This window comes from Methanosarcina horonobensis HB-1 = JCM 15518 (genome assembly GCF_000970285.1).
Lineage (GTDB): Archaea > Halobacteriota > Methanosarcinia > Methanosarcinales > Methanosarcinaceae > Methanosarcina > Methanosarcina horonobensis.
On the sequence record NZ_CP009516.1, the window covers coordinates 4,017,649 to 4,031,183 of the forward strand.

The window sequence follows — 13,535 nt, forward strand, 5'->3', positions numbered from 1 at the left end:
TCCGCCACAACAAACTGCTGCGTGGCTTTTCAGGAATTCCTGCAAAAGCTTGAGTTTTTCGGTAAAAACATGACTAGAGAGCGCACCATATAATATATACTTTGTGTAGGAATCCCGGGGCCGGACAGGAAATGGTTTTTAAATAATTTTTAAATAATTTTAGTATGGTTTCCAGAGATAGAGGATTATACGTGCTCCTCCGGGGTTGATCTGCCTGTAAATTGCCTCTATCTGAGAATCCCTTAAAGCCTGAGCCTCGGAGAGGTCTTCAGTCTCAACTATGGCATGAATAGTCTCGTTAATCTTATCTGAAAATTCAGCTTCAAGTTCCGCTCTGATCTCTGCCCTGATATAGTCTGCCAGCAGGACTTGAAGTTGAGAAAATTCTGCAGTGGATGCATTTTCAGAAGAATTTTCGGATTTGAGTGCAAATCCCGTTTCAAGCAGGTCAGAGAGGTAGACATTAAATTTCTCTTCCGTTGAGGAGGAGTGTTCTTCATCCGGGTTTTCAGAAATTCCATAAAGCAGGGTCTCAAAGGACTCATCTGCTTCCCCACCGAAGACAGGTCCCGAATAATCAGATGGGAAAAGCAGCTCAACGGCTGTCTCCGCTCCTTCAAGGGCTGCAGCATCAAGAGAAACATTAAAAGCCTGAGAAAGTGCTGTTGAAGCCTCTTCGTCAGAAGAGTTAAGGGAATCTTCAAGCAAGGAATCATTTATGCAGGCAAGAAGAGAGTCCTTAGAAGGCGTACCCTCATAGAGTGGCATGGAAAGTTTTGCACTCTGCCGGATAGCATCTGCAGACGGCTCTTCTCCAATAATAAATTCGCTTCCCAGAGGGAAAGTTTCCACAGGATACCAGTAAGCTTCAAATCGGTAAGAGAACCTTCCTGCCACCTTTTTGTCCAGATAAGCAGCTATGGTTTCGGAAGCCTGATCGGAATAGTTCTCAGCTAGTGGGTTGAAGGAGAAGGAAGAGCTGTTTCTCTGCAACTTGAGGGAAATAGCCAGATATTCGGCTGTCAGGTCAGCAAAAGTCCTGTGCTTCTGTTCCTTTTCAAAAAGGGTGTGAGCAGGACTTTCCACAATTGAATCCTCCGGAACTGAAACATTAAGCACCGAAAGAGGTGAGATTTCATACTTAAAATCCTCAAGTTTGCAGGAAAGAAATGATTCAAGCAGATAGGTATCCAGTTCTGAAGAAGTCAAATATCCGGCTGCAGTATATTGCTCATCAGCCTGCTGAGATGGCATAAGAATAATACCGGAAAGTGAAATTAACACAAGCAAAAATAGGGCATCAAAAACTGTAGAGTAGCCAGAAGATTCTCTAACAGCGTCGATCTCTACTTTTTTACTTTTAATTTCTTGCATCTGTCCGGAGTTTTTAGAAGCTCTCAAGGATTTCACCTGTTTCACCTATTTACCGGTTTATTTTCCGAACCATCAGTTCCTTTCCCGAACCATATCTGATTTTCAGGATCAATCATCCCCACTTTCGACGTTTATACCACCAGAATTCTGTTTTACATCCATGGAGTGTTATAGAGAATTACAGTAAGGGTTCCCGGAACCGACTCTGCTGGACCTATCTTGACCACAACCGGCACTGAAGCCGCGACTTTCTCCTGTTTTCCCATGAGGTAACCGGGTTCTACAATCCTGGACTCTATAACCCACTGCCATCGCCCGTCATCTGTCCGGATTTCGACCAGAAACGGATAATTTCCGGAAAATGCTGCAAAAAATTTATTTCTCTCATCTTCTCCTTCATGACCTGAAAGCCTATCAAGGGCTGATGCAGAAAGAGTGCCCGGATTTTCTGCTTTCAGGACAGGTTCTTCTGCCACGGTTGCTGCAAGAAGGGAAGCACTTTCATAATTCTCAAGGGCAAAGGAGCGGTCTTCATATCCCAGATATGTCCTCGAAAGAAGGGCCGCAAGAACCACGAAACCTATAACAGCAAGAGCAGTGGCGATAAGATCTGAATGAGGTTCAAGAACTCCTTTTTCGTCCTGCAGAATTGTATCATCAGGCTTTTTCACAGTATTTTTCACAGATGCCATCCAGTTATTGATAAACGAGAACATACTCAAAAGCAGAAACCCCCTCACTACCCCTTATATAAACAAATTCTTTCTTTATTGAGATGTTTTCATCTGCGCTTAAAAGAGCCTCTTTGGTTCCTGATGCCCTGAGGAAATCAATGACTTCCTGAAAATTAGCTGTAAGGGGAGATTCTTTACTGCCATCAGCTCCAAACCTTGCATATAGTTTTCCCCTGAGTTCTGACTCGTTGAAAGGCAGTACTCTGAAGGTAAAGGGTCTTACAGCATTGAAATTTCTTCCATCTGATTCAGCCTTTAAATGGACATACTCTCCTGACACGTAAACCTCTATATTCTCCCCAAAAGGAGAGGTTAGAAAGACTTCATTTTCATCAAAACGATAAGAGATTTCCTGAGTTTCCCCTGTTTCCCCAGGAAAATTCTCTGCTCCGGCTTTATCTACTGCGGCTTTGAAATCCCTGGAAAGGAAATCCAGCTGCTCCTGTGCCTCAAGACCCTTAAAACCGGCAGCCAGTTGAAAAAGGGCTGCAAAAAGGACTACACTGGCGAGAACCAGTGCAGCTTTCGATATCAAAAAGTCAGCCCATGCAGACTCGTCTCCTGAGAGCTCCTTTACCGTACAGGTCTTTTCCAACTTCATGTTCTTCAGTCAACTCCGGTTTCGGAGATCAGGACAAAAAGCCTGCCTGACTCATGGTCAATTTTCGTTGAGAGAAGTAGTCTATGCCTGCCCGAACCAAGAAACACGGGCCCGTTAAACTCAGGGTTAGAAAAGGAAGCAAGTGCAGGATAAAATTTTGATTTTCCTTTAACTGTTGTGCCATAATTGTCCGCATCCTCAGGCCAATTACCCTCCCGACCCGGCAGAGCCCCAAAGACCACAGATGTTCCCTGCGGCACTTTTATTTCAAGGACAACTTCACTCCCTTCTCCGCGTATGGAAAGCTGTTCGGCAACACCTGTTAGTCTTGAAATCTCGTCAAAGGTTTCCCGTTCCTTTACCCCCTCCAGAAAACCGGAAAGGGAGACTGAAGAGATAAGTACAAGTACCGCAAAAAGAATACCTGTGACTGTAAGCCTGAAAGGAAGCCCGCATACTGCAGCCTCATCTCCAATCTGACAGGCTAAAGCCTGTGCCTTCCCAGCCGTAAATTTACCCCCTGAAGTCCAGATTCTGGAAAATTTTGGAGATTAAATGTAATAAAAATTAGGCTTTTTGACTATAAAAAGATTATAGTTTATTTATGGACAAAAGTTGGTCAATTTATAGACAATGGAGAATAGAATTAAAACGTAGAAGGTAGCTGAGAATCAGAATTTACCCGATGCACTTATGGAACACAAAGTCATTTTCGCCTCACTCGAAGATTAACTAAACTCTAACCAGTACAACCTTACTCACTATACCGAACCGTTCCTGTCACGCTCGACGAAGGAGAGCGGCCTGCAGACACAAAAATAAACAAAATAGGTTACTTTTCTGAAAATATCCTTTTTAAGATTCCTCTTTTTACTTCTTTCTTCCACTCCTTATTGCTTTTCGGGCAGGGCCACCAGACAAGCTGGCGGAGGCTCTTTATGCATCTGTAATGTGAACTACCCCTCCCTAAACTCTTCGCGAAGCTCAGAGTTTTGAGGGAGGAGCTTCCTGAGTCACCCCTCCGCCTAATGGCGACAAGTCATACAGGCTCTTCCCCGCGTTCCGCAGGTGATGGAATTTGAATTGGAATCTATGAGCGTGATATACTTGAGATGCTTTACAGCTTCCACCTTTCAGTGGCGTTATCTCCCGATCCCTTCAGGAGTTGCCATATCCTGTTTCCAACCGCCTTGCTTGGTTCTCGCTTCAGCTTGTGGTGACAATACAGCACTATATAATGGCCTTAATAATACAAGTAAGTTAGCAGAATCAATAACAAGAGAACGTGAGGAAGTTGACGGCTTTCATCCCCCACCTGTCGCTTCGCTCCGAGGAAGGGGACTTCCCGCCTTAAAGTTAAACGGATTTCCGGGGTAAAAGAAGTGTTTTTTCAGTCCCAGGGACATTTCTTCAGTGAATATTCTTTCTTAACTGCTTTCCAGGTTTTTAAGTCTCTTTTTTCTGGCTTGTAGGCTGGCCCCATCCCTGGCGGTGCAGTGAGAGAAAAAACGAAAAATTATCTTCGAGATTCCCAAATGGATTAACAATAAATCAGGGACTACCAGAACACATGCAAAGAGAAAAAGAGAGGAAAAAAGAGGCAGAAAAAGGACAAAGGGAAAATTTCAGTCCTGTTGTCCCTTAACCTTTTCAATAATTTCTTTCAGGGTAAGAAGTTCCTGTTCTCCGGAGACCATATCCCTGAGAGTCAGTTTTCCTGCTTCAAGTTCTTTTTCCCCTACAATTACCACATAATCAGCATTGATAGTATTCGCATATGTGAGCTGGGCTTTGAAGTTGCGCTCCATAAGGTCGATCTGGACCGGCAGGTAGTTCCTTAATTCGGTTGCAACTTTTACGGCTTCCAGATGAGTATCGGGCTTTGAGACCAGCACAAGGCTTTTGACTGCTGGCGGCACGAGAGGACAGATCTCCATTATCCTGTCAAAGCCGATTCCGAAGCCTGTTGAAGGCACATCACCGCCTCCGAAAAGCTGGATAAGCTGATAGGATCCACCTCCGCAGACTTGCTTCTGGGCACCGAGACCTTCTGCATAGATCTCAAAAACCATACCCGTGTAATAGTCAAGCCCGCGGGCAATTCCGAAGTCAAGTGAGTAATTGACGCCATATGCATCAAGAAGCTTAAGGGTCTTTTCAAAGCTTACAAGCTCAGGGATGTTTCCGACTATTTCTTTTACCTGTGGGAGAATATACCTGCCTTCGAGGTGTATCAGACGGAAAAGGTCAGACTTCAACTGTTCTTCTGCCCCGATCTCCTCAAGCAGAGCTTCAAGGCCTGCATACTCCTTCTTGTCCACAAGCCTCATGACCTTGCTCACAATCTCGGGTTCAAGCCCTTTCAAAAGAGTACGGATTACTGCAAGGTTTCCGAGCTTCATATCGCCCTGTATGCCTACAGCCTTTAGCAGGGCATCGGCAAGGGCAATAACCTCTGCATCAGAGTCTGACTTCCCGCTCCCTATGAGTTCGACCCCGAACTGCCAGAACTCCCTGAAACGGCCTTTCTGGGGGCGTTCATAGCGGAAACAGTTCTCGAAGTAGAACAACTTCAGAGGTTTGGGGAAAGGCTGGAGTTCATTAACATACAGCCGCATGACAGGAGCTGTGAGTTCCGGCCTGAGGGTCATTTCCCTGCCTCCTTTGTCCGTGAAGTTGTAGAGTTCCCCTACAATGCCTTCTCCGGACTTAAGGGTAAAAAGGTCCAGATGTTCAAACGTGGGCGTAATGATTTCACTGTAGCCCCAGTTACGGACAACATTTCGCATAACGCTTTCCACGTACCTTCTCCGGGCAGTATCTGCGGGTAAAAAATCCCGGGTCCCTCTTGGCCTGTTAACTGTCATTTTTTAATGCACCTGGTAGATATCGAATTTAGAGAAATATCGAAATTAGAAATTTATGTCGGAGGCATAATCTGCTGAATACACATCCACCTGTTCGGATAAATAATCCTATACATTCCACAAACAGGATATAAATTCTTGTAAATGCCCTATTCATGTACTATAAGGGATTTTCTAAGGAATTTATTCTATTCCTTTTCAGCTTTTCTGGATGTAGTTAAAAGCAAGCTATTTTACTTTTTCGTTATTTACTCTTCACAGACTGAAAATATGAATATAGAATTGGGCAGAAAAGCTGTTTTAGAAGAGGATAAAAAACAAAATTAATATATTTATTTTGTAAAATAAAGTAGAATGGATTCCAGAAGCTAAAGTTTTCGCAATCAAATAACCATAAAGCAAATAAAGGCAAGTTTGCACGGGCCAATATAATAAACAACTTAATATACATGATTCACGCTAAATATTTGCGATCAACGTGTCAGAGCAAAGAAGTGTACCTTTAAGGGAGCATCTGCTGGCCCTGAAGCCCTGCAGACATGGAGGGCTAATCCAGGAAACTTCGGAGACGTACGGGATCCCCGAAAACGAGATTCTCGACTTCAGTGCAAACTTTAACCCATTGGGAAGTCCTTTTGACTATCCGGAAACAGGGCTAAACTTTGAAGATATTATCAAGAAGAGTTACGGGAAACTCCTGGAATACCCTGACAACAGGTATGTAGAGTTCAGGGAAGCTGCTGCAAGATTCGTAGGACCTGGAGTAGCACCGCAGAGCATCGTTCCGGGTAACGGTTCAACGGAAATAGTCCGGCTTGTAGTTGAATCCATGATAGAAAAAGGGGATATTGTCCTTTTACCCTGGCCCACCTTCGGAGAATATGAAATGCAGTGCCGGATTATGGGAGCAAAACCGGTATATCCTGCTCAGGATGAAATAAATACACTCTCTGATGAGATGCTGGAAGAAGCAAAAATCCTTTTTATCTGCAATCCGAACAATCCAACAGGAAAACTCCGCAGCAGGGAAGAACTTAAAGCCCTTGCAGAACGCTGCCGGGAACATAAGACCCTTCTCTACGTAGATGAAGCTTTCATAGAGCTTTCCGACCCTTCTCAGAGCGTCGCAGACCTTCCTGCGGATAATGATTATGTCTTCGTCATGCGTTCCCTTACAAAGGACTTTGCAATCCCTGGAATAAGAATGGGCTTCGGAATAGCTTCTCCGGCCATGTCTGACATCCTGAATACGGCAAGGCTTTCCTGGAACCTCGGAGCTATTGCAAACACTACAGGAACTGCACTTCTCAATATAGAAGGCGGGATTGACAGCCCATACCTGAAAAAAGCCAGGGAAATGATCCTGAAAGAAGGAGAGACGCTCAAAGCCAAACTTGACAGGATAAGGGGTTTTGAAGCCGGAGAAGTGAATGTTAATTTTATTTTCGTTGATGTAAGCAAATTCATGCTTAACTCGAGTGAACTGGCTGCACGTCTTGCATCCCGCGGAGTCCTTATCCGGGACTGTGCTTCTTTCCACGGCCTTGGAAAAAATTACATAAGGATTGCGGTCAGGACCGAAAAAGAAAACGACAGACTCATTGCCGCAATCGGGGACGTCATCACCGAGTGGGGCAGAGAACAGGCAAAGAACGAACTGCAGCACGTAATAGAAAAAGCCAGTGAAGAAGGCATAGGAGGCAGGAAGACCTGTGAATATTACCCATGCCATTTTGAAGGCCAGAACTGCACCTTCTGTTTCTGTCCGTTTTATCCCTGTGAAAACGAAAAAACCGGAGGAAAATGGATCCAGAGCTCAAGAGGCGGCAGGGTATGGAGCTGTGTCGACTGCCACCTTGTCCATAAGAAAGAAATAGCCCAGAAAATCCTTGACTGCCTTATGCAGGAAGGAGATACTGACGAACTCGTAAAAGTAGCCTGGAAAAAAGTAATGGAGCCTATCTTATGATTATCCCGGACAGCGGGCACCTTGCTCTGGTACTTCTGTTAGCCGCAGTCATAGACATAGTTTTCGGGGAACCTCCTGCTGCTGTCCACCCCGTTGTCTGGATAGGAAAATTAATCAATTTTTTGAAAAATGCAGCCCCTAAAACCCACAGGAAACTTTACGGCACTGCAATGGCTCTTTGCTGCGTTCTCTTTGCATCTCTACTCGGATACTCCGTCCTCTACATTGCAGCCCTTCCCGGAATTCCCTGGATTTTAGCTCTCCTTATAGAAGCTTATTTCCTTAAAGCCACGTTTGCAATTAACTGCCTGCTGAGCCCTGCAAGAGAGATTTACAAACACCTTGAAGAAGACAGGCTGGAAAAAGTAAGGGAACTGCTCCCTATCTACGTAAGCCGGAACACTTCCAAACTGACAAAAACCCAGATGTCTTCGGCTGTTGTGGAGTCCGTATCAGAGAACTATGTGGATGGCATACTGAGCCCTATTTTCTATTATGCAATCTTCGGAGAACTCGGGCTTGTAGCAGCATACGCATTTAAAGCCATAAGCACGCTGGACTCAATGGTAGGATACAAAACCGAACCTTACAGGGAACTGGGGTATTTCTCGGCCAAGTCCGATGACGTATTGAACTGGATTCCTGCCCGGATTTCGGTTATCTTTATCCTTGCTGCAGCCTTTACAGTATCTTTATTCTCTAAAAAAGGAAGAAAAATCAATCCTTTTGACAGTGTAAAGATTGCATTCGAAGACGGGATGAAGACTCCTTCCCCAAATTCCGGTTATCCCATGGCTGCTACTGCCGGAGCTCTCGGGGTTAAGCTCGAAAAACCTGACACTTATGTTTTGGGAGCCTCGTACCCCCCTACCGAAGTAAAAGATATAAAACGGGTGTCCCAATTAATAGCAATTGCTTCAGGGTTTTCACTTGTTGCTTTTGTGGCAGTAATCCAGATGGCGGGAATCCACCTTTACCCGTAATTCGTGACATACATCCGTTAATTGTCCCCTTTAATTCAAACCCATCAATTTAAACCCATCAATTTAAACCCATTAATTGAAATTCGCTAATTTACAGAGTTCCGGTCAATTACAGTCCTGAGTTTTATGTGGAATCATGGACTCTGAGAAAACTAAGTGTGCCCGGCAGGTGATGCTGGAAGCATTAACCCATTACATTACCTGTATAGAAGTTTAAAACCAGGCTTATAAACCATTTTTCATTTTAAGCCTGGTTATTTCAAGACCGACCGTTTTAATAATTTAAAGAAGCCTGAAATGACCGTTTTGACAACCCCGGAGTGATCAGTATGAAATTATCAGATATTGAGGAAAAGGACCTGAAAAAAGTGCAGCCTGAAAAAATAGAGGAAAAAGCTACCACCGATATCCTTGACGTCCTGGCTGAAGAAGGCATAAGCGTCCAGGATCTTGCGGATACGGCTCTGGAAATGTATGTCCCTCACCCTGGACTTGAGACAAGGGAAAAAGCCGAAGCTCTGTTTGAAAGGGAACTCAGGTTCGCTCTTTCCGACCCCAATCTCTGCCTTTTGATCTATTCCGGGGTTCTGCTGGAAAGAGAAGGCAGAGCAGGAAACCTTCCTAACCTCAGCAAAAGTTCTTATGAAAAAGACCTGACTTTCATAATTGCTGACGAAGTTCTCGGAACAAGTATTGCAACATATATCAGTGGCTCCAAAGGTGCATTCGAGTTTGTCAGGTATGACAAGCAAAAACCCGGAATTCTTGCAAACCTGGGGCCTTTTATGGACGATGTCATAGGAGGTCTCATAGGAGGGGTATCTTCCAATATGTATTCAAGAGGTATGGCAGAGCTTGAAAGAAAAGACTGAAAAATAGGCGGTACATAATGAATTCATATTTACTTGCGTTTAAGTCAGGTTTTGGCTTCCTGTCCACGATCCCTGTAGGAATCAGTATGGAAGGGATCGACGAACTCATGAAAAAGATCTATTTTTACCCTGTAGTGGGAGCCGTACTCGGGCTTCTGATAGGGATAATTTCATATATAGGACAGCTTATATTTCCGGATTCTGTCCTGGCAGCTCTTATCATGGGAATCGTATATTACTTTACAGGCTTTAACCACCTTGATGGAGTCACGGACATGGGAGATGGCTTTATGGCCCACGGATCCCGTGAGAAAAAGATCAAAGCCTTAAAAGACACAACCCTCGGGACAGGAGGAGTTGCTTTCGGCATGCTTGTACTGCTCGCCTTTTACAGTTCCATAAGATCTGTGCAGGAAGAAGGAATTACCGCTTTTGGTTCAAACCTTCCGCTCCTTATGTTTGCATCCATGTTTATAGCGGAAGTCAGCGCCAAGCAGTCTATGTTAACAATTGCAGCTTTTGGAAAACCGCTCCCACGGCCGAAGGAGCAGACTTACCCTGGCCTGGGAGAAATGACAATAAACGGAGCAACTCGAAAAAATTACCTGATAGGATTTATTTTCGGAGCGGTTGTATGCTTCCTGCCCTTTGGGCTAATAGGACTGCTTCCATATCTTGCAGCATGCATCTCTGCTCTGGTACTCCTTAACAGGAGTTATGCCCACTTTGGAGGCTTAAACGGCGACGGAATCGGTACGGCTAACGAGATTGGAAGGATAACTGCCCTGATTGTTATCGCAGTTCTCCTCAAACTTTCATCAAACACCGGAGGTTTAGAATGGACGCTATTGTAATGGCAGGAGGGTTCGGGCAGAGGCTTGGGATGGGGGAAAAGCCCTGCGTTGAACTGCTCGGAAAGCCGCTCATTACCTATGTAATAGATACCCTTAGATCTGCAAAAAATATAGACCGCGTTTTCGTAGCGGTCTCCCCTGTTACCCCGAAAACCGAAATTATGATCCAGGAACGCTATAAAGGAGAGGTTCAGGTAATCAGGACCTTTGGCGGGAACTATGTAGGAGACATGATTCACGCAGTGGAAACTGCAAATACGACAGGTCCGGTAATGATTATCATGTCCGATCTACCTTTGATAAATCCTGAACTTATTGATTCGGTAATCGAGAAGTACAGGGAAGAAGGAAAACCTGCACTTTCCGTTTATGTCCCTATCAATGTCTGCAAAGGAGCAGGGACCAGGCCTGATACTGTATTTAACAAGGATGGAAAACTTATCGTGCCCGCGGGAGTAAATATCCTTGACAGTTCTCAAATCAGGAACGAACAGGAAGACTTTAATCTCATACTTGATAATCCCAGACTAGCAATAAACGTAAATACCGTTAAAGACCTGCAGCGCTGCAAAGATTTGCTGCAGTGCTCAAACTAAAATTTGCTAGAGGTGTCATAGATTCTATCCTTAAAAAACCTGATATTGAGCCGTGATGGGAAAAAAATTCTGCGTGGAATCAACCTTGAGGTAGGTGACCGTGAAATTCACAGCATCATAGGCGCAAATGGTGCAGGAAAAAGTACACTTGCCTATACCCTGATGGGGCTCCAGGGTTATGAACATGAGGAAGGCAGCATCATTTTTAACGGGGAAGATGTTGCAGCACTTTCGATAACGGAACGTGCAAGAAAAGGCATAACCCTTGCCTGGCAGGAGCCAGCCCGCTTTGAGGGGCTAAAGGTCAGAGATTACCTCGCAATAGGGGCAAGAGGTAACGGCGGAATCACGGAAGAAGAAATAAAGGAAGCCCTCAGAAAAGTCGATCTGAAACCCGAGAAATACCTTAACAGAGAAGTGGGCGAAGCGCTGAGTGGGGGCGAAAGGAAACGTATCGAGCTTGCCTCTATTATTACCATGAAGCCGAAACTTGCAGTCCTTGATGAGCCGGATTCCGGAATTGATGTGGTCTCACTAAAAGAAATTGTTTCCCTGATCCGGACTCTCAAAGAAAACGGCTCGTCAGTGCTCGTTATTACACACAGGGAAGAGATTGCAGCCGCCTCGGATAAAGCATCCCTGATGTGTGAAGGGGTAATCCTCAGGAGCGGGGACCCCGTGGAAATAAGTGAATTTTTCAAAAACAGATGCATACCCTGTGACAGCCGGGTATCTCCCCCGAAGGTGGCATAATGACTCAGATTACATTGAATGCGCTTTCAAGAGAAGCAGAAGATATAACCTCAGCTTACACGGCAGCCGGAGGAGATGCTGCAGTCCTTCATAACCATGAGCTTGCAAGCCTTGTGATAAGCGGGAACAAAGTGCTCAGTGCAAACGGGACCGAAGGCATAGTGCTTGAAAAAAAAGAGACCGAACATGGCGTGGATATCAAAATGATCATTAAAAAAGGTTATAAGATCCCTCTTCCTGTCCACCTCTGCTTCGGGCTCGTCCCTAAAGACGGACTTCAGGAAATCAAAATGGACTTCGTAGCTGAAGAAGACTCGGCTGTAGAACTTATCGCTCACTGCACTTTTCCTAACGCTGAAAAGGTAATCCACAAAATGGATGCCGAGATGGTTATCGGAAAGAACGCAGCCTTGAAATACACCGAGACTCATTTCCACGGCCCTCACGGCGGAATTCAGGTACTCCCTAAAGCCCACATAAAGATTGAAGAAGGAGGCAGCTATTACACGAACTTTTCCCTTATCTCCGGGAGAGTTGGGTACCTCGAATTCGATTACAGTGTAGATGCCGAGAAAGACTCGATCTGCGAGATGGTCACCAAGGTCTATGGAAAAGCGGACGATAAAATAAAGATCCTTGAGAGAATTTCTCTTAACGGGGAAAATGCTCGCAGTGTAATTAAAAGCCGGCTTGCCATAACAGATAATGCAGAATCCGTGTTCAGAGGAGTAACCGAAGGGCATGCCCCGAGAGCCCGCGGACATGTTGACTGTATGGAAGTTATCCAGGGCAATGCAAAAGCCGAAGCTGTGCCTATTGTAAGGGTGGACAACCCTCTTGCAAAAGTTACACATGAAGCTGCTATCGGCTGCGTGGACAAAAAAGAAGTAGAAACTCTTATGGCACGCGGGCTTGAAGAGGATGATGCAATAGACATCATAGTAAAGGGAATGCTGGCTTAAATTTACCTTTTATTCCTTTTTTATTTTAATCCGCCATCTTGATAAACCGGAGTTTTCATTTATATATAGTAGTTTATCAGGAAAACTCAGATATTTCTATATGGATGGAGGTGGAAAGTTTGGGTGAAATAATCATTCTTGAGAAAAAGTATTCGGAAAAAAACCTGCAGCTTATTACCGGAAAAAAGGATATTTGTTCGCATGCTATGGATATTCCCGAAGAAATGTTACTTTTAAGTGAAGTTATCGAAGATCCCAGAAAACTTCCTTACCTGCTGGAAACCTTTCATACTGCGCAGATAAAGAATGAAAAAGCTTTTCATTTTGCCCTGCTCAGGGTCCAGGTAGATTCGGATATAAGGATGCATGAAGACATCCAGAGATATCAGCAGAGAAAATACGTAGCTGAAACTCTTGAGAAATTGCTATATGGGGAGCTTATGCTTTCAGTCGGAGAAAACTCAGGGCTTGAGGATGACTGAGCTATCTGCGGGCAAAACTCATTCTTTTTACTGACTTTCACGTCTTATATACCTCATGCTATCAGGCCTAAATAGCCTGATATACTTTTTTGAAATTCGTTTTTATTAAAAACGGTAGTTTGATCAGTAGATCATACTTACGCTTTCTTTTCAGAAAACAAATTTTATTTTTGAGATCCATCCTTGAAAATTTTCATACTGTAGAGAGAAAAACTAGAGAATAAAAATCAAATTATATGCTATAAAGAAAGAATTTATTGTTTTTAAACCTATTAATAAAAGAAAGGTTATTATCTTTTAATTTACAACTATTTTACACAGTCTGTAATCTTCATTATTTAGCCGTTTTTATGAGCGCACTCGGTTGCGATAACTAACTTAACCTGAAAAATCCTGATTTCAATGAATTGCTGTAAAACTCTGACTTCAATAAATTGCTATATTATTTAATAAAAATCGATCAAATTTCAAGATTTTCCGAAATTTTC

Annotated in this window: 14 protein-coding genes; 9 read left to right on the forward strand and 5 right to left on the reverse strand. The window is 44.0% G+C overall.

Annotated features, from left to right (window positions below; all coding sequences use genetic code 11):
- Positions 1 to 159: 159 nt before the first annotated feature.
- The 4 genes from MSHOH_RS17550 to MSHOH_RS25385 all read right to left on the reverse strand — a co-directional run bounded on the left by MSHOH_RS17550 (position 160) and on the right by MSHOH_RS25385 (position 2,951).
- Positions 160 to 1,410, reverse strand: a complete 1,251-nt coding sequence (locus MSHOH_RS17550; protein ID WP_239451042.1) for a hypothetical protein — start codon at positions 1,408 to 1,410, stop codon at positions 160 to 162.
- Positions 1,411 to 1,526: 116 nt separating this feature from the next.
- Entirely contained in the window at positions 1,527 to 2,090 is a 564-nt protein-coding gene (locus tag MSHOH_RS17555; protein ID WP_239451397.1) for a hypothetical protein, read from the reverse strand.
- A complete protein-coding gene (locus MSHOH_RS17560; protein WP_048141616.1) occupies positions 2,071 to 2,709 on the reverse strand; it encodes a hypothetical protein in 639 nt (212 codons plus the stop codon). The genes MSHOH_RS17555 and MSHOH_RS17560 overlap by 20 nt, the downstream gene beginning before the upstream one ends.
- A gap of 5 nt (positions 2,710 to 2,714) precedes the next feature.
- On the reverse strand, positions 2,715 to 2,951 hold the full coding sequence (locus MSHOH_RS25385; protein ID WP_239451043.1) for a hypothetical protein: 237 nt from the start codon (positions 2,949 to 2,951) through the stop codon (positions 2,715 to 2,717).
- Positions 2,952 to 3,006: 55 nt separating this feature from the next.
- Here MSHOH_RS25385 and MSHOH_RS25390 point away from each other — a divergent pair, with 55 nt between their 5' ends.
- Positions 3,007 to 3,189, forward strand: a complete 183-nt coding sequence (locus MSHOH_RS25390; protein WP_239451044.1) for a hypothetical protein — start codon at positions 3,007 to 3,009, stop codon at positions 3,187 to 3,189.
- A 1,145-nt stretch (positions 3,190 to 4,334) separates the two neighbouring features.
- Here the strand turns inward: MSHOH_RS25390 and hisS are convergent.
- Positions 4,335 to 5,576, reverse strand: a complete 1,242-nt coding sequence (gene hisS, locus MSHOH_RS17570; protein ID WP_048141618.1) for a histidine--tRNA ligase — start codon at positions 5,574 to 5,576, stop codon at positions 4,335 to 4,337.
- Between the two features lie 478 nt (positions 5,577 to 6,054).
- Between hisS and cobD the strand changes: the two genes are divergently transcribed.
- From cobD to MSHOH_RS17615, 8 genes are all read left to right on the forward strand, one after another.
- Entirely contained in the window at positions 6,055 to 7,545 is a 1,491-nt protein-coding gene (gene cobD, locus MSHOH_RS17580) for a threonine-phosphate decarboxylase CobD (RefSeq protein WP_048141622.1), read from the forward strand.
- Positions 7,542 to 8,528, forward strand: a complete 987-nt coding sequence (locus MSHOH_RS17585) for a cobalamin biosynthesis protein (RefSeq protein WP_048141624.1) — start codon at positions 7,542 to 7,544, stop codon at positions 8,526 to 8,528. Before cobD ends, MSHOH_RS17585 begins: the two co-directional genes overlap by 4 nt.
- Positions 8,529 to 8,857: 329 nt before the next feature.
- Positions 8,858 to 9,400: an alpha-ribazole phosphatase CobZ gene (cobZ, locus tag MSHOH_RS17590; protein WP_048141626.1), complete on the forward strand. Its 543-nt coding sequence runs from the start codon at positions 8,858 to 8,860 to the stop codon at positions 9,398 to 9,400.
- Positions 9,401 to 9,417: 17 nt separating this feature from the next.
- Positions 9,418 to 10,254: an adenosylcobinamide-GDP ribazoletransferase gene (cobS, locus tag MSHOH_RS17595; protein WP_048141627.1), complete on the forward strand. Its 837-nt coding sequence runs from the start codon at positions 9,418 to 9,420 to the stop codon at positions 10,252 to 10,254.
- On the forward strand, positions 10,239 to 10,850 hold the full coding sequence (locus MSHOH_RS17600) for an NTP transferase domain-containing protein (RefSeq protein ID WP_048141629.1): 612 nt from the start codon (positions 10,239 to 10,241) through the stop codon (positions 10,848 to 10,850). The genes cobS and MSHOH_RS17600 overlap by 16 nt, the downstream gene beginning before the upstream one ends.
- Before the next feature lie 45 nt (positions 10,851 to 10,895).
- Positions 10,896 to 11,603 (forward strand): ABC transporter ATP-binding protein, encoded by a 708-nt coding sequence (locus tag MSHOH_RS17605; protein WP_048141631.1) that lies wholly within the window; start codon positions 10,896 to 10,898, stop codon positions 11,601 to 11,603.
- Complete coding sequence (locus MSHOH_RS17610) at positions 11,603 to 12,565, forward strand: SufB/SufD family protein (RefSeq protein WP_048141633.1); 963 nt, start codon at positions 11,603 to 11,605, stop codon at positions 12,563 to 12,565. The genes MSHOH_RS17605 and MSHOH_RS17610 overlap by 1 nt, the downstream gene beginning before the upstream one ends.
- Positions 12,566 to 12,675: 110 nt before the next feature.
- Positions 12,676 to 13,047, forward strand: a complete 372-nt coding sequence (locus tag MSHOH_RS17615; RefSeq protein ID WP_239451045.1) for a hypothetical protein — start codon at positions 12,676 to 12,678, stop codon at positions 13,045 to 13,047.
- Positions 13,048 to 13,535: the final 488 nt, after the last annotated feature.